Source organism: Corynebacterium glutamicum ATCC 13032 (assembly GCF_000011325.1).
Taxonomy (GTDB): domain Bacteria; phylum Actinomycetota; class Actinomycetes; order Mycobacteriales; family Mycobacteriaceae; genus Corynebacterium; species Corynebacterium glutamicum.
In genome coordinates, this window is sequence record NC_003450.3 from 2,725,369 (window position 1) to 2,744,326 (window position 18,958).

The following is an 18,958-nucleotide window of genomic DNA, read 5'->3' on the forward strand; positions in this document are numbered from 1 at the left end:
AGGTGCTCCTTAACTAATTAGCGGTTGCGAACTGGCCGTGCTGGGCAAGATTGGCCAAATGGGCAGCGTGATCAGCCGCTGCATCCATACCCTCCACAACGGTGACCAAAGGGTGGTTATATTCCGCGAGGATTCGTCTGCCTTCCACCACGTTGTTGCCATCAAGGCGCACCACAAGAGGCTTCGTTGCTTGATCGCCGAGCACATCCAAAGCTCCAACGATTCCCTTTGCCACCACATCACACGCGGTGATGCCACCAAACACATTCACAAACACACTGCGTACCTGGCTATCCCCAAGGATCACATCGAGACCAGCAGCCATCGATTCAGCTGATGCTCCGCCACCAATGTCTAGGAAGTTCGCGGGGCGCTGCCCACCATGGCGTTCACCAGCTGCAGCCACGATATCCAACGTGGACATCACCAAACCTGCACCATTGCCAATGATGCCCACAGAGCCATCAAGTTTCACGTAGTTCAGATCATTCTTCTTGGCCTTCAGTTCCAAAATGTCCAAGCCACCGGCAGATTCAGCCAACGCACCACGGTTATCATGGCGGAAATCAGCGTTATCATCCAGCGTGATCTTGCCATCAAGCGCAATCACATCGCCGTCATCCGTGAGCACCAACGGGTTCACCTCAACGAGTGTTGCTTCCTCTTCGTAATACACCTGCCAGATCTTGATCAGCACCGGAATGACTTTCTCTGCCACCTCAGTTTCAAAGCCAGCAGCAGTGACAATCTCCCGCGCTTTGTCCTCATCAATACCAGTGAGGGGATCCACTTCCACCTTTGCCAAAGCTTCAGGCTTTTCCTTCGCCAGGATCTCGATCTCCATGCCACCTTCAACAGAGCACATAGCCAGATACGAACGATTCGCGCGATCCAACAAAATGGAGAAATAGTATTCCTCAGCAATGTCAGCGCCCTGCGCCACCATCACCTGATTAACAGTGTGTCCTTTGATATCCATGCCGAGAATCGCATCCGCAGCATCAAAAGCCTGAGCCGACGTCGGTGCCACACGGACGCCACCCGCCTTGCCACGTCCGCCCACCTTGACCTGAGCCTTGACGACGGTCAGTCCGCCGATTTCCTCAGCCGCTTTCCTCGCCGCCTCTGGTGTTGATGCCACAATTCCCTTCAACACTGGCACACCATGGGTTTCAAAGAGGTCCCGTGCTTGGTATTCAAAAAGATCCACTGCCAATTCCATTTCCGGCCCATGCTTAGAGCCTTCTGCGTCTTTAACAAAGTCTTCCCGTAAAAGTAAGTGTTTCAACTCACCAATATGATCGTATTGTGAAGTCTAACACTGTAAACTTTGCAAATTGCAACAAAATTGGATCCGTGGTGCTCAGCCCCCACCCCTTGGGAACTTTTCCGCAGGTTTTCCGGCAACTAGCCGGTCAAAACATGACATCCGTGAGGCTTAACCTGACAGCCCCTAGAGTTCGACTTCTTAACACCGACTTCTCAAAGGCGACTTCACTAGGAAATCCAGGAAAATCCGACTGAAATCGACCACGAGAAGTTGAGCATAAGAAGTCGCTACCGTGAAGTCGTAAGCAAGAAGTCGAACTTAAGAAACCCCCGCTCTTAAGAAACCCGAAACCTGAGACCCCAAAAACACACCAGAAAATAAAAAACAGAGGCTGTACAATTTCTTGAAGAAAAAGTACAACCTCTGTTATCACATTGCTGCGACCCTGACGGGACTTGAACCCGCGACCTCCGCCGTGACAGGGCGGCGCGCTAACCAACTGCGCCACAGGGCCTCATGTGCAGCATTTCACTGCTACTTCCTTTGGGGAAGTAGTACTCCCAACGGGATTCGAACCCGTGTCGCTGCCGTGAAAGGGCAGTGTCCTAGGCCCCTAGACGATGGGAGCTCGTCGCTCTTGGCGACTGGATAAGAATATACGTGACTTTTTTCAAACCGCAAAATCGCGCCCTGACCTGCATGTTTAGAGACATGTTTTGTGAAGGTTTGAAAGCAGTCACGCACATAGGTCCCAAAAGTTAGTTGCAGGTGCCGTCGACGGAGCAGCTTTGGCCGTCAATGACCTCAAATGGGCTGACTGGGTTTTCGGCTGCCCACTCTTCGAAGGCTTTTTCTACGGTGCCGGTGAATACTTCTTCTTGTTGGGCGCCGTTGATGGCGTATTTGCGGTCGAATACAAAGAAGGGCACACCTTGGACGCCGAGTTGGCGGGCTTCGTGGACGTCTTGTTGGACTTCGTTGGTGTACACGTCGGATTCGAGAGCTTCGCGGGCTGCACTGGCATCGAGACCAACCTCTGCAGCAATGGAGACCAGCACATCGAGGTCATCAACGTTCTTGCCGTCTACGAAGTGAGCCTTGAAGAGTTCCTGCGCCACTTCTTGTTGCTTGCCGTGGGCTTTCGCGAAGTGGGTAAGGCGGTGCGCGTTGATGGTGTTGGCCGCGATGGTTTCGTCAGGATTCATTTCAAGTCCGGTGGCTTGTGCCATTGCTTGGACTTGGCCGTTCATTTGGCGGGCCTGCTCGAGGCTCATGCCCTTGGCGTCGGCGAGGTATTCAACGTCGGAACGCAGTGGGTGGGTTTCTAGGCCTGGCATGAGTTCGAAGCTCTTGTATTCCACTTCGATGCGTCCGGCCTGGTCAAAGGTACTTAGGGCGTCGTCGAGGCGCTTTTTGCCGATGTAGCAGAAGGGGCACATGATGTCGCTCCACACTTCGATTTTCATTTTTGCTGGTGCGGAGAATTCAATAGACATAGCTTTAAACGTCCTCGTTTTACGCGTAGTTGGAATAGATTTATTCATATATCCCAACCACATGCGCCCGCTAACTATTCCGCGCGATAACTGATGTGACGGTTTCGAGCATGGTGGTGAAGCCGGGTTCTTCGATGGGAAAATGCCCGCAGTCCTTGAGCATAACCACGTCAGTGGGCGCTTTGAGGCGCGAAAGCGTACGCAGACTGAGCTCAACGGGAGTCAGAAGGTCGTGGTCAGGGTGCATCAGAGTGACGGGAACTGCACCCAGTTTGGCCTTGTGTTGCACATATGACGCGAGGAAACCCCAGGTTATTTTGGATGCTCCGCTAAATTCATCGGCCGCGCACAATTTGCTCAGGGCTGGGCTGCGGCTGATTTTGCTGAAGTTCAACACTCTGGTCACGGGAATTTCGCGGTTGCGCAAGCGGCCTTGGATCAACCGAGTCAGCGGTGAAAACCTGAACAGTGCCCGGCGCGTCGGCTGGTCGGAGGGGTTGAGCAGGCAGGTGGCAATGACGTGTGCGACCAGTCCTGTGCGGTGTGCAGCTTCTGCGCAAAGCAAGCCTCCGGTGCCTGCACCGATCAGGATGAGTGGCCGACCGTCGTCTTCGGAAGAGATGAAAGATTCTAAAAGGCGCAGCCAATCGTCGTAAAGCGGAGTTTTAGGCAGGTCGATCGCGGCGAGGTCCGCGCCCTCAATGGCCGCGACGAGGGGCCAGAGGGCGCCACTATGGGTGCCTAGCCCATGCACCACGATAACGCGGACGGGCGCTTCTCGACGTCTCCTTGCAATGTGAACCCTTTTGTTTTCCCATTCCCAAAAGGTGTGCTCGGGTTCAATCCCCGTACGATGCTTGAGCGGTATGAAGGCCTCGTATGGGTTGGTCATACTCCCAACCTAACAAAAGGTCTTCATTTTTCTCAGCAGCTACTGTGTGTGAGGAAAAGAAAAGTACCCCTGGCTCGGAGCATTCTCCAAAACAGGGGTACTTAAGATGTGGGCCCATTGGGACTCGAACCCAAGACCTGCGGATTAAAAGTCCGTAGCTCTACCAACTGAGCTATAGGCCCAACTCAGACCATATTAGTACATGGCACCGGCCTTATTAAAATCGCCCTCAATTAGCTACCAAACACTAGCCTGACCTGGTCTAATTTAACGCTCAAAACCCAGGTAATAAAAGAAACCGCCGCCTCGAAATGTTGTCGAGGCGGCGGTTTCTAAACCAAGAAAAAACTTATGCCTTCATGGAGCCGTTCTTAGCCAGGTTGATGTGGAAATCAAACGCGGTTGCAAGATCATGAGGGGTCTGCATGTACTTGTTGTCACCGGAGGTTGCGCGAGCGTAGTACTCCTCGAGCAGTGGGCGGTAATCAGGGTGAGCCAGGCCGATCATCTTGGCAACGCGCTCACGTGGAGCCAGACCACGAAGGTCTGCGTAACCGTACTCAGAGATAACAACCATGACATCGTGCTCGGTGTGGTCGATGTGGGATGCGAAAGGAACGATCGCAGAGATTGCGCCGCCCTTTGCCTCTGAAGGGGTGATGAAGCTGGAGATGTAGCCGTTACGGGTGAAGTCGCCGGAGCCGCCGATGCCGTTCATGACGCGGGAGCCAGAAACGTTGGTGGAGTTGACGTTGCCGTAAATGTCAGCCTCGATGAGACCGTTGGTGGCGATCAGGCCAACGCGGCGGATGACCTCTGGGTGGTTAGAGATCTGCTGTGGGCGCAGGATAATGGACTCGCGGTAACGCTTAGCCTCGTTGTTCATCTTCTCTGCGTACTCAGGAGACAGGGAGAAGGAAGTTGCGGATGCAACGGTCATCTTGCCGGCGTCGATGAGGTCCACCATGCCGTCCTGGATAACTTCGGTGTAGGCCTGGATGTTCTCAAACTTGGATTCCAGCAGGCCTGCCATCACCGCGTTTGGCACGTTGCCCACGCCGGACTGCATGATGTAGCCGTCGTAGGACAGGCGACCTGCAGCAACTTCGCTTTCCAGGAAGTCGAGGAAGTTGCCAGCGATCTTCTTAGAGATGTCGTCGACAGGCTTGAATGGTGCGTTGCGGTCTGCGGTGTTGGTCTCAACAACAGCAACAACCTTGTCGGTGTCGAACTCGATGTAGGTCTTACCGATGCGGTCGCCTGGCTTGTTGATTGGCACGGCAATGCGGTTTGGCAGGGCAGGAACAGACCAGATGTCGTGCATACCTTCGAGGTCTTCAGACTGCCAAGAGTTAACCTCGAGGATGACCTTCTCTGCAGCGTTGAGCCACTCAACGTTGTTACCCACGGAGGAAGAAGGGATGATGTAGCCCTCTTCAGTGATGCGGGTGATTTCAATGACAGCTACGTTGAGCTGGCCGAAGAAGCCCTCTTCAACCTGCTGGCCGGAGTGGGACAGGTGGATATCGGAGTATCCCATGGAGCCGGAGTTGATCTTGTTACGCATGATTGGATCAGATGCGTATGGCATGCGCCAGCGGATAGCGTCAGCTTCTGCAAGTACGCCATCGCAGTCAGGGGCGGTCGATGCGCCAGTGAACAGGTCGATTGCGTAGTCGTTGCCTGCACCGTGTGCTTCTTTAGCCCGGTTAGCGATTGCCGTAGGCAGTGCCTTTGGGTAGCCAGCGCCGGTGAAGCCGGAGAAACCAACCTTGTCACCGTGGTTAACAAACTGTGCCGCCTCGTCGGCGGACATGAGCTTGGAGCGCAGCTTTTCTGAAGCAATGCGATCAGACATTGAATACCTCCTCAGGTAATCGGACTTTTTCAAATTTTTCCCGCACTGCTATACCCAAGCAGAACACATAGGTGTGCCACTTCAGCAAGCAGAATGCGACCATTTTAACGTCCGACAAAATTCGTTAACGCAGTTCACACCATTGCTTCAAGGTTCGACCAATCTTTTCAGATAGGTCACTTCAACCGGAAGCATATGATGTACCCCACTTTGATGTTGTGTCCCAAGGATAAACCATCGTGACAGGAAATGCCCGAATACTATCTGTGATAGTGGGATTTCAAGGCCCAGCATTACCCCCAAATTTGCATGCCCCCTGTTTGCAAGCCTCCCAAAGCCCAGGAATAAAGCTCAGACCAACCCTAGAGCCCGCGAAGCTTAACCCAACCCCAGCCCCCAAAAAGTGAAAGCACACCACTTTCCTAGTTGCGCCCTGCTCACAATTTGCTTCAAATATTTTGCCCAACCTGATTCACGGGGGACAATAGTTAGGTGACTTTAAAAATCGGCCCCTTTGACCTTGCCTCCCCTGTGGTTCTAGCCCCCATGGCTGGTGTAACCAACGTTGCTTTCCGCACGCTGTGCCGTGAACAGGAAATGCAACGCACGGGAACAATCTCGGGGCTGTACGTCTGTGAAATGGTGACTGCGCGTGCTCTTGTTGAGCGCAATGAGAAAACCATGCACATGACCACCTTCGCGCCGGATGAAAATCCCCGAAGCTTGCAGCTGTACACGGTTGACCCGAAGTACACCTACGAAGCGGCGAAGATGATCGTTGATGAAAACTTGGCGGATCATATTGATATGAACTTTGGCTGCCCGGTTCCAAAGGTCACGCGCCGGGGTGGCGGTTCTGCGATTCCTTACAAGCGCCGTTTGTTTGAAAACATCGTTTCCGCGGCTGTGAAGGCTACGGAAGGCACGGACATTCCGGTGACGGTGAAGTTCCGCGTTGGTATTGATGATGAGCACCATACTCACTTGGATGCTGGACGCATTGCTGTCGACGCCGGCGCGAAGTCCGTAGCGCTTCACGCCCGCACTGCGGCGCAGCGCTATTCCGGTGAGGCTGATTGGAACGAGATCGCGCGCCTGAAGGAGCATTTGGCAGATACCGGCATCCCAGTTTTGGGCAATGGCGATATTTTCGCGGCATCCGATGCAACGCGCATGATGGAGCAAACTGGCTGCGATGGCGTCGTGGTTGGGCGTGGTTGCCTGGGCAGGCCTTGGCTCTTTGCTGAGCTGTCTGCTGCTGTTCGTGGAGAAGAAATCCCAGAGGAGCCTACCTTCGGCGAAGTTACCCAAATCATCCTGCGCCACGCAGAACTCCTCATGCAGCATGATGGCGAAACCAAGGGGCTGCGCGATCTGCGTAAGCACATGGGTTGGTACCTGCGCGGTTTCCCTGTTGGCGGCGAATTCCGCTCCAATCTGGCCAAGGTTTCCACCTATGTGGAGCTTGAGGATCTCCTAGCACCATGGGCTGACTCCACCGCCAAGGCAGAGGACGCGGAAGGTGCACGAGGTCGACAGGGCGCTCCTGCAAAGGTGGCACTTCCAGATGGCTGGTTGGACGATCCTGAGGATGCCACTGTTCCTAAAGGCGCAGAAATGGAAAACTCCGGAGGGTAGTTAATTTAATACTTACCCCCGCCAATAGTTGGCTATCCCCCATTATTAGGTGATTCAATCTTAAAGGGGTGTTTTAGGCCTGCAGAAATACCATTATCGCCTTATAGTGTTGCCATGCGTACTGCATATAGACAGCAATTGGATGAATTCGCACACAATCTAATCATTTTGTGTGATCTAACTAAGGAGTGCATGGATAAGGCGACTGATGCCCTCCTGCGCACTTCTTTGGCATCGGCAGAAAGCGCTTTAGGCAATGCAGAAAAGCTTGAAGAGCTTCGTACTGGATGCGAGTCTCAAGCCGTCGAACTTTTGGCGCTTGAAACTCCTGTAGCCCGTGATCTTCGCCAGGTTGTCTCCTCCATCTACATCGTCGAGGAAATTACCCGTATGGGTGCTCTGGCAATGCACGTGGCTAATTCCGTGCGCCGCCGTTACCCCGATCCGGTGATCCCGGAGGACATGCGTGGCTATTTCAAGGAGATGGCCCGCCTCGCAGCTGACATGACAGATCATATTCGTCAGATCCTCATTGATCCTGAACCAGATCTTGCCCTAGAGATGGCTAAAAGCGATGACGCGGTGGATGATCTGCATCAGCACATCATGCGTATTCTCACGCTGCGTCCTTGGCCTCACGACACCAAGAGCGCGGTTGATTTGACGCTGCTTTCCCGCTTCTACGAGCGTTACGCCGATCACACGGTAAACGTGGCCGCCCGTATCATTTACCTGTCCACCGGGCTGCACCCGGAGGAGTACATGGAAAAGCGCGAGCAACAAAGGGCCGATGCCGACATGGAGAAGCGCTGGGCCGAGCTGGAGCGGCAGTTCCGCACCAGCGAGTAAAAAGCTGCTTCTCGACGCTAAAAGCCACTACCCACCATCTGAAATTAATCAGGTGGTGGGTAGTGGCTTTAATTCTTCGATTTATCCGAAGCGGCCGGAGATGTAATCTTCGGTTTCCTTCTGATCTGGGTTTTCGAAGATCTTCTTGGTAGGTCCGATTTCAACCAGACGACCTGGCCTACCGGTCGCCTCCAGGGAGTAGAACGCGGTCTGATCGGACACACGTGCAGCCTGCTGCATGTTGTGGGTCACGATGACGATGGTGAACTCTTCCTTCAGCTCGTGGATAAGGTCCTCCACAGCCAGGGTTGAGATTGGGTCAAGCGCGGAGCAAGGCTCGTCCATGAGGAGGATTTCTGGCTCAACCGCGATCGCGCGAGCGATGCACAGACGCTGCTGCTGACCACCGGAGAGGCCGCCGCCTGGCTTGTCCAGACGATCCTTAACCTCTTCCCACAGGTTTGCGCCACGAAGAGACTTCTCAGCAACTTCCTTGAGCTTCTTCTTGTTCTTCTCGCCGGAAAGCTTCAGACCTGCAACCACGTTGTCCTCGATGGACATGGTTGGGAATGGGTTAGCCTTCTGGAAGACCATGCCGATGGTGTTACGGACTGCAACTGGGTCGATCTTGGAGCCGTAGATGTTCTCACCGTCGAGAAGGATCTCGCCCTTGACGTATGCACCTGGGGTGACCTCGTGCATACGATTGATGGAGCGGAGAACTGTGGACTTGCCACAGCCGGATGGTCCGATGAATGCGGTGACAGAGCGTGCAGGAACCTCGAGGTTCACGTTCTGCACTGCGTGGAAATCACCGTAGTAGATGTTGACATCATTGAGCTTGAGCTTCGACATCGCTTTAGATACTCCTGTTGTATTTTCTGAGATTATTATTGCTTGACAGAGAACTTGGCGGAGATGATTCGTGCGCCAATGTTCAGGACAGCGATGATGAGCACCAGGGTGAGGGCTGCGCCCCACAGCTTGTCCAGCGTTGCTGGTGCGGTGCCGGCCTTGTACATATCAAGCATCATCAGTGGAAGGGAAGCCTGCGGACCGCCGAATGGGTTCCAGTTGATGGCCTGGGAGGAACCAACCAAGACCAGAACTGGTGCGGACTCACCCATGACACGAGCGACTGCGAGCATGACGCCGGTGACGATACCGGACAGTGCGGTTGGGAGAACGATCTTTGCGATGGTCTTCCACTTTGGCACGCCCAGTGCGTAGGACGCTTCACGCAGATCCTGAGGAACAACGCGGAGCATTTCTTCGGTGTTTCGGATGATCACTGGAACCATCAAAATCACCAGTGACAGGGACACTGCGAAGCCGGAGCGGTCGAAGCCGAAGAGCACGATCCACAAGGAGTACACGAACAGTGCCGCAACGATGGAAGGAACACCGGTGAGGATGTCAACCATGAAGGTGGTCAAGCGTCCGAGACGGTTACCGTTGGAGTATTCCACCAAGTAGATTGCGGTGAAGATACCGATTGGAATGGAAATCACCGAGGTGACTACCGCCTGCATGAAGGTACCGATCATGGCGTGAGCTGCACCGCCGCCTGGCAGCATCAGCATGACGCCAGCCTGGGAGGTGGACCACCAATCAGCAGTGAGGATCGGAGCGATGCCTCGAGAGATCACGGTCCACAGCACCCAAACCAGTGGCACAGCTGCGATGAGCATCGCACCATAAATGATGACGGTTGCTGCGGTGTTGGTGGTCTTACGGCTGGAGGAGATGTCGGTGAAGGCTGAGCTCTTCTTTAAAGGCTCATCCATGCGCGGAGTAACAACATTGTTAGTCATGATTTTGTCCCCTTCTACTTTCCGCGGTTAACCATGGCGCGAGCGCCAGCGTTGACGATGAAGGTAAGGGCGAACAGCACGAGGCCGGCGGAGATGTACGCGCCTGCGCGGGTGTTGTCGTTGAATTCTGGAGCGGCATTGGCGATGGCCGTTGCGAAGGTGGTACCGCCATCGAAAAGCGAGAAGCGGAACGCCGAGGATGGAGAAACAACCATGTATAGCGCCATGGTCTCACCCAGTGCGCGGCCGAGGCCGAGCATCGCGCCGGAAACGTAGCCGGACATTCCGAATGGGAGAACCGTCAAACGAACGACTTCCCAGCGGGTTGCGCCAAGTGCAAGAGCAGATTCAATGTGGCCCTTTGGAGTCTGTATGAAAACTTCACGTGCGGTTGCTGCGATAACAGGAAGGATCATCACTGCGAGCACGATGCCACCGGTGAGCATGTTACGGCCGGTAGCAAAAGAAGGTGAGTTTTGGTAAGTAGCGAAGAGGAAGAAGCTTCCGCCCCAGCTTTCAATCCAGGTGTAGAAACCGGACAGAGCTGGTCCGAGCACCTGCCAGCCCCAAAGGCCGTAGACGATGGAAGGCACAGCAGCCAGCATGTCCACCATGTAGCCAAGTGGCTTAACCAGGCGCTTTGGTGAGTAGTTGGACAAGAAGATCGCAATACCAAGAGCAATCGGCATGGCGATGATCAGTGCGATGACAGAGATGAGAAGTGTTGCAGCTAGCAGGTTTGGAATACCGAAGTACATTGCATCAATGTCGGTGGTGTTCCAAGCGCCTGAATAAGTGAAGAATCCGCCAATACCTTCAGCATTTCGCATCAAGGCGGGAACAGCACGCCAGATAAGGAACGCCGCAATGGCAATGATTATCGCAGTAATGATTGCTGCAGAAGCGGTGGATAGGACTTCGAAGATGCGATCGCCGGGACGCTTAACGCTTCCGCCACCTTCGGCGACAATCTTCTTTGAAGGCTTGGTCTGAGAGGAGTTCGCATTAACTGCTACAGGATGTGCCTGCACCCTGGTTGCATCCAGGCGTTGCTTCTCCGAGACTGACTCATTAGTGGCCATTGGTGGTTTATTTCCTTAACTGGCGTATTGATAAAAAGCTTGTTAGGAAAATCGGGCGCCCTACCCCCAATTGCTGGGAGAGGGCGCCCGATTCACTTAAAGTGCAACTTCACACTGGTTTCGTGAAGCTACGGCAGCGGTTTATTACTGAATTGCTTCAACTGCTGCAACGAGGCGATCGTAGTGCTCGCCGGTAACTGGGATGTAGCCGAGAGCCTCGAGCTGGTCATCCTGGGAGTCCAGTGCAACGGTCAGGAAGTCCTTGACCTGGTCGCGGGTGGTCTCGTCGTAGCCTGCGGAGCAGACGATTTCGTAGGTGGTGAGGATCAGTGGGTAAGCACCGGCTTCGTTCATTGCGAACATAGCGTCGGTGTCAACAACCATGTTGTGGCCCTCAGTCAGGAAGTCGAGTGCACCAAGTGCAACGCCAACGGACTCAGCGTTGAGTTCAACTGGGCCGGAACCGAAGTCGATGTTTGCAACGCCCAGGCCGGACTGGTTAGCGAAACCAGCTTCAACGTAGGTGATTGCACCCTCGATGTTGGAAGCCTCAGAAGCTACACCGTTGGAGCCCTGCGCACCGGAGCCAACCTCGGTTGGGAACTGCTGGCCTTCGGTCTCCCAGATGTCGGTGGAAGCTCCGAGGAACTTCTGGAAGTTGTCGGAGGTACCGGACTCTTCGGAACGGTACAGAACGGAGATGTCCTGGTCTGGGAGGTCGGTGCCCTCGTTCTGGGAAGCGATTGCTTCGTCGTTCCACTTGGTGATCTCGCCCTTGAAGATCTGAGCGATGATGTTGGTGTCCAGGTTCAGGGTGTCAACGCCAGGCAGGTTGTAAGCAACTGCAACTGGGCCGATAACGAATGGCAGGTGCCATGCTTCGTTGCCGTTGCAACGTGCTTCTGCTTCTGCAGCCTGGTCGTCCTTCATTGCGGAGTCGGAGCCACCGAAAGCAACCTGGCCTGCAGCGAAGTTGGTGCGGCCGGAACCGGAACCTGAAGGGGTGTAAGCCAGAGATGCACCGCTGACAGCCTCGGAGTAACGGATACCAAAGTAGTCCATTGCGGACTGCTGGGAAGATGCACCTTCAGCAACGAGCTGACCGGTAACACCGGAAAGGCCCTCAATGGATGCAGCATCGGAAGAACCGGTGGAAGCTGCAGATGAGGAGGTGGAATCAGACTCATTGGAGTCGGAGCAAGCTACAAGAGCGAAGGAGCCTGCAGTAACTGCGCCCACAAGGGCGATGGAGCGCTTAAGAGTGAGGTTCACGGGGAAGCCTTTCCGGTTTAAGTGAAGACATCGTCTGAGCAGATCCTGTAGGCGGGCTAGTTTCCCTCCGGATTGCTCACGACTTAAAAACCTAAGACCTTGAAATGACTAACTCAGGCTAATTTGGTTAACAACTTATGAACTCTGGGCTATCGTTCGGCAAATTCTGCCACTACCCACATCTCACTCGTAACATTTGGAGACTCTAATCACAAAAATCGGCAATTTTCGACCCCTGCGGAACGAAAATCACCGATTCTTATTATTCTCACAGGTTTTTAGCAAGTCTCTTTTTTACTTTTCGTAAACTACGTGGCTTTCCGCGACAGTGAATCCCAGTTTTTCGTATGCCGCGACTGCCGGAGTGTTGCCAGCTTCCACATAAAGAATCACTTTTCGAGCACCATGAGCCCTCATGTGATGCAGTCCGAGGCGAACAAGCGGATCTCCCAAGCCGCGACCACGGTAGGCTGAAGAAAGGCCAACTACGTAAATCTCTTGTAATTCTGGACTGTGCTGCTTTACCCAGTGGAAGCCAACGATCTCTTCGCCGTCCCAGAGGAATAACACGTCAGAGTCCTTGTACCAATCGGCTTTCTGAGCCTGCGCCAACCGATGAGTTGTCCATCCGCCCTGCTCGGGATGCCAGTCGAATGCTTCGTTGTTGGATTGAAGCCATTTAGCCTCAGCTACTGATTTCTCCACAGGGGCATTCGCCAAACTACTGTGTGTAATTCCATCTGGATCTTTGTATGCTGCAGAGTCATCGAGCGCCCTGTCGGAAATCTCCATCACCAGAAGCTCGCGAGTCTTCTTCATACGCAGGGTGGATGCCAACGCTTGTGCACCTGCTGTATTTCCATGCGCCCAGATTGATGAGGTGGGGGTGGCGTCGATAAGCGCCTTACCGATTCCCTGACGCCTGTGCGCCGGGTGGACAGCCAGTTCCGTGGTTTCCTCATCCGTGGCCGCGAGGCCAACCAGTTTGTCATTGAGCGTGACTATTAAATGGGAGTGACCAAGTCCGGGTTCTGCAAGCCCACGGACAAATTGTTCTGATAAAGCATCCACGCCATCAACTGCGCGAACCTCCTTCAAAAGCAATAGTGCCTGCTCACGGAGGTCACGATCCAGCGCGATTTGAGTGCTTTTAATACGATCGGAAGTATTCATGTCCCCAGGTTAGCCCCAAGTTTGAATCTCTTGCAGGAACGTGGGGTAAAGATATAGATGTGGAAAAATCCAGAAAACGACTTGTGACCATCGCAGCATCGACAATTGGGGCCGTTGCGGTGGCTGGCGGCGCTTTTTGGATCGTTGATGCTTCCATCGCTGCGCACGCGGAACGCAACTTGTCTAAAGCAGTTGCGGAATCCGCAGATCTTGAAAACGACCCGCGAGTATTCCTCGGCAGCTCCATTTACTCCACGGCGTTTTTTACCGGCAAACTCGACTCCGTAAGCATCGACATGCTGGACGTGGAAATCCCCGGCGTCGGCATGGTGAATGCACGCACAGAGGTAGAAAGCGTGGAAGTCTCACGGGATCAAATCCTCTCCGGTGACCTCGACGGCACCACTGCGGAAACCTTCACGCGCACATTACGCATGGACGGCGTCGCAATCGGCGCGCAGCTCGGAATCACCGACCTCGACATCTCCCACCCCATCGACATCTCCCCCTCCGGCGGCATCACCTCAGAAGCGCTCCTGACAGGAACCCCACCAGACATGGAAGACCCGGTCAGTGTGCTGGTCACCCTTCGCCTAGTCGGCTCAGAATTCCAGATGCTGCCGTACGAGCTTATCGACGCACCCTCCGGACTCACCCTCGACGATGTCGCCCCCGACTTCACGTGGAAAATCGACACCCTGCAACTACCCCTCGCAGATCGGGCAATGGCGGTTTACCTATCTGGTGGCTCCGTCCATTTCCAATCTGAAGCCCGCAACGTCCAGCTCACCACCCGCGAACTATCACCACTAGCTGCACCGGAAGAAAACTCCGATGAATCCTAGATGCCAAACGTGCGCACCCGGAGGAAATCACGGACGTGCTTAAACAAATGGACAGCCCAATTCATGATCGGCGGTGTCGGATGCGTCTTCGGCGCATACACTCGCACCGCATCAGTGATTGATTCCAACACCACCTTTGTTGGTTTGCCTTCATACTCACCATCAACTTGGAAACGCTGATCGCTGTCGCACGTGAGCGTTACTTTCTCCGCATCATCAAAAGCAATGGTGCGCTTAGCGATCAACTTCTCCAACTTCCGACCATGCCCCACGCCAATCAGGTGCATCATCGCTGCCACTCCCCCGAATCCTCGCACACTAGTCAAGCCAAAAAGCCCCAGACCTGTGTCAAAAGAATTCTGCGGATTTGTCACCACAGGAAGCGGACCCAAAAAAGTCCACGGATTGGTATTCGAGGCAAGCAGCATTGGCACTTCCTCTTTTTGCAATTTGTGCCCTTTGCTGTCCACCGCCTCCACGGTAATTTTCGGTGGCTTAATCTGAGTTTTCACCCACGCCCGAAGACTCACCTGCAGATACAACAACGGTGAAGCCGCAAAGCCGAAAGATCTCGCCCGTTCGACCCTGGCAATAACATCCGCATCAATACCAAACCCAGCATTAACCGCGAACCAACGAGTCCCCTGATCATCACCCTTCCACGTACCCAAGGTGATAGTTCTGGTGTGGTTCTTCCGAATCAACTCCACCAGGGCATCAGCGGCAGCATACGGGTCAGTGGGGTAACCAAGCGCACGGGCAAACACATTGGCAGACCCCGTTGGCAACACCGCAATCGCCGGCAAATCCTCAAGGTTTCTAAAATCACCTTCCGCCGACCCAAGTAACCCATTTATCACTTCGTTGACGGTGCCGTCCCCACCCGCGGGGATAATCACATCAAAATCATCCACCGTCAAACCCGCAACCATTTCCTCCGCATGGCCTCCATAGTGCGTAAACCTCGCTTCAAGCGACACACCATCAAGCGCCATCAACGCAGGCACCACACGACGGAAAAGTTTCTGCGTCTGCGTGGTCGACTCAGGATTCGCAATCAGAAGAACATGCACGTTATCTAAGAGTAGTGCCAAAACGCTAGTCTTGAGTGTCATGAGCGAAAATTCCACCCCTAATAATCCAGTCGTCCCAGGTGCAGGCGCAGACGGCCCATCACTGTCCGATTCTGCAAGCATCAGCGGATCCGACGCAGTAAACCTCGCTGCCGAACAATCCAAGAGCACCGCTCACCGCAACATCCCAGGCCTAGGTGACCTTCCTATCCCTGACGACACCGCTAACCTCCGCGAAGGCCCCAACCTCCACGACGGACTCCTCGCGCTCCTCCCTCTCGTCGGCGTCTGGCGCGGCGAAGGCCAAGCCGACACCGCAGAAGACGGACAATACGCATTCGGCCAGCAAATCACCTTCGCCCACGACGGTGAAAACTACCTCTCCTTCGAATCCCGCATGTGGAAACTCGACGAAGAAGGAAACCCCACCGGCGTCGACCAGCGCGAATCCGGCTTCTGGCGCATCAATCTCAAAGATGAAATCGAATTCGTCTGCACCCACGCCGGCGGAGTTGTAGAAATCTACTACGGCCAGCCACTCAATGAGCGCGCCTGGCAGCTTGAATCCGCATCTACCATGGTCACCGCCACCGGCCCATCCACCCTTGGACCAGGAAAGCGTCTCTACGGACTGCTTCCAACCAACGAACTCGGCTGGGTTGATGAGCGTCTCGTTGGCGACGCCCTCAAGCCACGCATGTCCGCACAGCTCACCCGCGTGATCGGCTAGTTTTTTCTAGTTCACCGTCACAGGCGACCAACAGGCTCGAATTTTAGGAGCGGTTGGTCGCCTGTTTTGTTTCTTAAGTTCGATACCGCACTAGCGGGTTCACATTTCCAATATCGCAAGCTCAATTTCTCAACTCCAATTTCCGTCCACTTTTGGCGTTTTCCTAGTGGTATCAAATATGCGAAATTGAGTACAAGAAACCGCTGATGCGAAATCGTTAGTGTGAAATCGAACTTAGCGCCCAAAGCACCCAGCAAGTCCCAGCGCCAGCCTCTACCCCAGAGCTTTGGTAATCAGCGCCTTGATTTCTTTTTCATTGTCTGGTTTCCGTAATTTGTGTCCATCGAGCCTGGTCACCCGAACTGGTCCGCGGACGGAGGACACTAGCCACACGCTGTCGGCTCCGAAAAGATCGTCAATGCTTAAGTCTTTTTCTTTACATCGCCATCCTTTTTCGGTTGCGTGTGCAAAGAGTGCTGCTTGGGTGGTTCCGGGGAGAATGTCGCCACCGGGTGAAGGGGTGCGGATTTTGTCGCCTTTGAAACTCACTACGGTGGAGGTGGCGCCTTCTAGAACGCGGTCGCCATCGGTGAAGATCACATCGTCGAATCCGTTTGATTTGGCGTAGCGCAGGGCTGCCATGTTTGCTGCGTAGGCTAGTGTTTTGGCGCCGACTGTCAGCCATGGTGCGGGGGTTCGTTCCACTTTAGATAGCTCGCCTCGGGTGGCTTTTCCGATTCCGGGGAGGCCGGTGTCGATGGAATATCCTCTTGAACTGGTCATGACCGATACACCGTGTTCACGTTGCGCCAGTTTGTCGGAGGAGACTGGGGTGATGGTTAACCATCCTGAGGCCAGCCCCGTGGAGGAACGACCTCGGCTGAGCGTCCAGGTGCATGAGGCCTCGCCTGCGTTGGGGTGGGAGTACCAGGATTCGATGCCCATTTGGGTGGCTTTTTCCCAGTCTTCCAGGATCGGCTCTGGCAGTCCCAATAGTGCTGCCGATGCTTTGAAGCGTTCTCCGTGTCGGCGCACGTTGCAGGCATGTCCGTCGCGGATGAGGAGTGTTTCAAAGATGCCATCGCCTCGGGTTAAGGCTGCATCGTCCCAAAAAACCATTGGTAGGTTGGGGTTTTGTTGCCGGATGGACCCGCCGTAGGGTTCGACAATTAAGATCACCGGCGTCGGTGCAGACTTTATTTGTGGTTCAAGCGCCATAACGCCTGATTATGCACGGTTAAGGCGCATCTCGCTCACTGGTGCTAACCACTTGCGCTTTTGGAAGGAATAACCCTTCCTGTCAGATTGTGGGTACTATCGAAGACGTGGCTAACGAACAAATCGAGGTCGCGAACAACACTGATCAGATTCCTGCAGGATACAAGTCCCCTCTTCTTTCTAGAAGTGGTGCGGCAGAAGCGCAGGGCGCTGCTGCTCAAGCAGGTACTGAAGGTGTCGCGTGGCATTACGGTTCCCCTCTCGTCGAGCAACGCATCTTCGAAACTGGCACGGGCTTAGTTGACCGTTCTAATCGCAAGGTGATCAAAGTCGAAGGGCCTGATGCCCCCACGTTCCTCAATAATATTTTGTCCCAAAAGGTTGATTCCGTTGAAAACGGCTTTACTGCCGGTGCCCTGGATTTGGATGCGCAGGGTCGTATTCAACACACAATGCAGGTAACTGTCGTCGATGGGGTTTTCTACCTCGACACGTCCGCGGCGGAGTTTGATACCCTCATCGGTTTCTTGACCAAGATGATTTTCTGGTCGGAAGTCACCGTCCAGGAAGCCGATCTGGCGATCATCACTCTGCTCGGCCAGGAAATTGCCCTTCCGGACGCGGTCTTTGCCCGTAGGGTCGATTGGAATGGGCCATCGCGTATCGACGTCGCCATCCGGCGTGAAAACCTGGAGGAGGGCGTCGACAAGCTCTTAGAAGCTGGCGCAAAGCTCACCGGTCTCATGGCTTACACGGCCGAGCGCGTGAAGGCGTTGGAGCCCGCTGCGGGCGTGGATTTGGATGATAAGACCATTCCCCATGAAATCCCCCATTGGATTGGCCGTGGCGAACATTTAGGCGCTGTGCATTTGACCAAGGGTTGCTACCGCGGGCAGGAAACTGTCGCGCGCGTTGATAATCTTGGGCGTTCCCCGCGCGTGCTGGTTCTGCTTCATCTTGACGGTTCCGCACCGCTGGATCCTGTGACTGGCGCTGAAATCAAGGCCGGTGCGCGCACCGTTGGTCGTCTGGGCACCGTTGTCCATGACGCCGATTACGGGCCGATCGCTCTCGGGCTGGTTAAGCGCAGCGCTTTGGATAAAGAACTTCACATCGATGATGTCTCTGTAAACGTCGACCGCGATCTGCTTCCTGCGGAGGAAAGTGAACAACGCGGACGCGCAGCGATCAATAAGCTCAAGGGTCTTTAACTAAAACGATTTATAGCGAAATTTAGGCGATTTTTAAACGATACGAAAATCGCCTACTTTGGCATTTTATTTTCATGAACACGCAGGTCAAGGGTTAGTTGCAGAAATTTTCCGAATAACAGGCTATTGTGTCTATCAGGAATACAGTTAATACATCTTGAAAAGCCCATGGGCCATCCGAATTCCCAGGATCGGCCCGCTCACTCCAAGGGGGTCAGGCAATGGGTCGCGGTCGCGCGAAGGCAAAACAGACCAAAGTTGCTCGCCAGTTGAAGTACAGCTCTCCAGACATGGATCTCGATTCGCTGCAGCGGGAGCTGGCTAACCAGTCTCCTAGGCGTTCCTACTCCGATACCCCTGATGATGAGGACCAGTACGCAGAGTATGCGGACTGGGATGAGGACGACACCGACAATCGTGCCTACGGCACAAACTGATTTCGTGTGTCCTTAACTCTTCCGAGTTGAGAACCTCAAACCCATCAATTAGGTGGCTTTGCGACCGTTTCAAGGTGTCACATTCACCTCCAACGGTCCT

The 18,958-nt window shown here is 54.3% G+C and carries 17 protein-coding genes and 3 tRNA genes; 6 read left to right on the forward strand and 14 right to left on the reverse strand.

Annotated elements, in window-relative coordinates:
• Positions 1 to 13: 13 nt before the first annotated feature.
• From sucC to CGL_RS12825, 7 genes are all read right to left on the reverse strand, one after another.
• Positions 14 to 1,210 (reverse strand): ADP-forming succinate--CoA ligase subunit beta, encoded by a 1,197-nt coding sequence (gene sucC / locus CGL_RS12795; protein WP_011015216.1) that lies wholly within the window; start codon positions 1,208 to 1,210, stop codon positions 14 to 16.
• A gap of 500 nt (positions 1,211 to 1,710) precedes the next feature.
• Positions 1,711 to 1,784: transfer RNA gene (locus CGL_RS12800), tRNA-Asp, on the reverse strand.
• A 41-nt stretch (positions 1,785 to 1,825) separates the two neighbouring features.
• Positions 1,826 to 1,898: transfer RNA gene (locus CGL_RS12805), tRNA-Glu, on the reverse strand.
• 130 nt (positions 1,899 to 2,028) lie between these two features.
• Positions 2,029 to 2,766, reverse strand: a complete 738-nt coding sequence (locus CGL_RS12810) for a DsbA family oxidoreductase (RefSeq protein WP_011015217.1) — start codon at positions 2,764 to 2,766, stop codon at positions 2,029 to 2,031.
• A gap of 70 nt (positions 2,767 to 2,836) precedes the next feature.
• Positions 2,837 to 3,658 carry an alpha/beta hydrolase gene (locus tag CGL_RS12815; protein WP_011265970.1) on the reverse strand — a complete coding sequence of 274 codons (822 nt, stop codon included), beginning with the start codon at positions 3,656 to 3,658 and terminating at the stop codon, positions 2,837 to 2,839.
• Positions 3,659 to 3,767: 109 nt separating this feature from the next.
• Positions 3,768 to 3,840 (reverse strand) — tRNA-Lys (locus CGL_RS12820).
• Between the two features lie 167 nt (positions 3,841 to 4,007).
• Complete coding sequence (locus CGL_RS12825; RefSeq protein ID WP_011015219.1) at positions 4,008 to 5,516, reverse strand: acetyl-CoA hydrolase/transferase family protein; 1,509 nt, start codon at positions 5,514 to 5,516, stop codon at positions 4,008 to 4,010.
• Positions 5,517 to 6,008: 492 nt separating this feature from the next.
• Here CGL_RS12825 and dusB point away from each other — a divergent pair, with 492 nt between their 5' ends.
• Entirely contained in the window at positions 6,009 to 7,154 is a 1,146-nt protein-coding gene (gene dusB / locus CGL_RS12830) for a tRNA dihydrouridine synthase DusB (RefSeq protein ID WP_003858945.1), read from the forward strand.
• 114 nt (positions 7,155 to 7,268) lie between these two features.
• Positions 7,269 to 8,003 carry a phosphate signaling complex protein PhoU gene (phoU, locus tag CGL_RS12835; protein WP_011015220.1) on the forward strand — a complete coding sequence of 245 codons (735 nt, stop codon included), beginning with the start codon at positions 7,269 to 7,271 and terminating at the stop codon, positions 8,001 to 8,003.
• Between the two features lie 81 nt (positions 8,004 to 8,084).
• Here the strand turns inward: phoU and pstB are convergent, their stop codons facing one another.
• The 5 genes from pstB to mshD form a co-directional block, all read right to left on the reverse strand.
• Positions 8,085 to 8,858, reverse strand: coding sequence for a phosphate ABC transporter ATP-binding protein PstB (gene pstB, locus CGL_RS12840; protein WP_011015221.1), 774 nt, complete (start codon positions 8,856 to 8,858; stop codon positions 8,085 to 8,087).
• A 35-nt stretch (positions 8,859 to 8,893) separates the two neighbouring features.
• Positions 8,894 to 9,817 carry a phosphate ABC transporter permease PstA gene (gene pstA / locus CGL_RS12845; protein WP_011015222.1) on the reverse strand — a complete coding sequence of 308 codons (924 nt, stop codon included), beginning with the start codon at positions 9,815 to 9,817 and terminating at the stop codon, positions 8,894 to 8,896.
• Positions 9,818 to 9,831: 14 nt separating this feature from the next.
• On the reverse strand, positions 9,832 to 10,899 hold the full coding sequence (gene pstC / locus CGL_RS12850) for a phosphate ABC transporter permease subunit PstC (protein ID WP_011265971.1): 1,068 nt from the start codon (positions 10,897 to 10,899) through the stop codon (positions 9,832 to 9,834).
• A 144-nt stretch (positions 10,900 to 11,043) separates the two neighbouring features.
• Entirely contained in the window at positions 11,044 to 12,171 is a 1,128-nt protein-coding gene (gene pstS / locus CGL_RS12855) for a phosphate ABC transporter substrate-binding protein PstS (RefSeq protein WP_011015224.1), read from the reverse strand.
• Positions 12,172 to 12,465: 294 nt separating this feature from the next.
• Positions 12,466 to 13,344 (reverse strand): mycothiol synthase, encoded by an 879-nt coding sequence (gene mshD / locus CGL_RS12860; protein WP_011015225.1) that lies wholly within the window; start codon positions 13,342 to 13,344, stop codon positions 12,466 to 12,468.
• A gap of 59 nt (positions 13,345 to 13,403) precedes the next feature.
• Between mshD and CGL_RS12865 the strand changes: the two genes are divergently transcribed.
• On the forward strand, positions 13,404 to 14,189 hold the full coding sequence (locus CGL_RS12865) for an LmeA family phospholipid-binding protein (protein ID WP_011265972.1): 786 nt from the start codon (positions 13,404 to 13,406) through the stop codon (positions 14,187 to 14,189).
• Here CGL_RS12865 and CGL_RS12870 read toward each other — a convergent pair.
• The gene (locus tag CGL_RS12870) at positions 14,186 to 15,304 is read right to left on the reverse strand and encodes a diacylglycerol/lipid kinase family protein (protein WP_011015227.1); all 1,119 of its coding nucleotides are present in this window, start codon (positions 15,302 to 15,304) and stop codon (positions 14,186 to 14,188) included. The two genes, CGL_RS12865 and CGL_RS12870, sit on opposite strands and share 4 nt — an antisense overlap.
• Between CGL_RS12870 and CGL_RS12875 the strand changes: the two genes are divergently transcribed.
• Positions 15,303 to 15,992, forward strand: a complete 690-nt coding sequence (locus CGL_RS12875; protein ID WP_003863137.1) for an FABP family protein — start codon at positions 15,303 to 15,305, stop codon at positions 15,990 to 15,992. The genes CGL_RS12870 and CGL_RS12875 overlap by 2 nt on opposite strands.
• A 273-nt stretch (positions 15,993 to 16,265) precedes the next feature.
• On the opposite strand, the gene CGL_RS12880 is transcribed toward CGL_RS12875, so the two are convergent.
• On the reverse strand, positions 16,266 to 17,210 hold the full coding sequence (locus tag CGL_RS12880) for an aminodeoxychorismate lyase (protein ID WP_011015228.1): 945 nt from the start codon (positions 17,208 to 17,210) through the stop codon (positions 16,266 to 16,268).
• A gap of 89 nt (positions 17,211 to 17,299) precedes the next feature.
• Here CGL_RS12880 and CGL_RS12885 point away from each other — a divergent pair, with 89 nt between their 5' ends.
• Together CGL_RS12885 and CGL_RS12890 are read left to right on the forward strand one after the other, a co-directional pair.
• On the forward strand, positions 17,300 to 18,421 hold the full coding sequence (locus tag CGL_RS12885; protein WP_011015229.1) for a YgfZ/GcvT domain-containing protein: 1,122 nt from the start codon (positions 17,300 to 17,302) through the stop codon (positions 18,419 to 18,421).
• Between the two features lie 221 nt (positions 18,422 to 18,642).
• On the forward strand, positions 18,643 to 18,858 hold the full coding sequence (locus CGL_RS12890; protein ID WP_003863131.1) for a DUF3073 domain-containing protein: 216 nt from the start codon (positions 18,643 to 18,645) through the stop codon (positions 18,856 to 18,858).
• Positions 18,859 to 18,958 lie beyond the last annotated feature (100 nt).

Coding starts and splice junctions, on each gene's coding strand:
- CGL_RS12810 (WP_011015217.1), bottom strand. CDS start 2,766: ATGTCTATTGAATTCTCCGCACCAGCAAAAATGAAAATCGAAGTGTGG.
- CGL_RS12815 (WP_011265970.1), bottom strand. CDS start 3,658: ATGACCAACCCATACGAGGCCTTCATACCGCTCAAGCATCGTACGGGG.
- CGL_RS12825 (WP_011015219.1), bottom strand. CDS start 5,516: ATGTCTGATCGCATTGCTTCAGAAAAGCTGCGCTCCAAGCTCATGTCC.
- phoU (WP_011015220.1), top strand. CDS start 7,269: ATGCGTACTGCATATAGACAGCAATTGGATGAATTCGCACACAATCTA.
- pstB (WP_011015221.1), bottom strand. CDS start 8,858: ATGTCGAAGCTCAAGCTCAATGATGTCAACATCTACTACGGTGATTTC.
- pstA (WP_011015222.1), bottom strand. CDS start 9,817: ATGACTAACAATGTTGTTACTCCGCGCATGGATGAGCCTTTAAAGAAG.
- pstC (WP_011265971.1), bottom strand. CDS start 10,899: ATGGCCACTAATGAGTCAGTCTCGGAGAAGCAACGCCTGGATGCAACC.
- mshD (WP_011015225.1), bottom strand. CDS start 13,344: ATGAATACTTCCGATCGTATTAAAAGCACTCAAATCGCGCTGGATCGT.
- CGL_RS12875 (WP_003863137.1), top strand. CDS start 15,303: ATGAGCGAAAATTCCACCCCTAATAATCCAGTCGTCCCAGGTGCAGGC.
- CGL_RS12870 (WP_011015227.1), bottom strand. CDS start 15,304: ATGACACTCAAGACTAGCGTTTTGGCACTACTCTTAGATAACGTGCAT.
- CGL_RS12880 (WP_011015228.1), bottom strand. CDS start 17,210: ATGGCGCTTGAACCACAAATAAAGTCTGCACCGACGCCGGTGATCTTA.
- CGL_RS12890 (WP_003863131.1), top strand. CDS start 18,643: ATGGGTCGCGGTCGCGCGAAGGCAAAACAGACCAAAGTTGCTCGCCAG.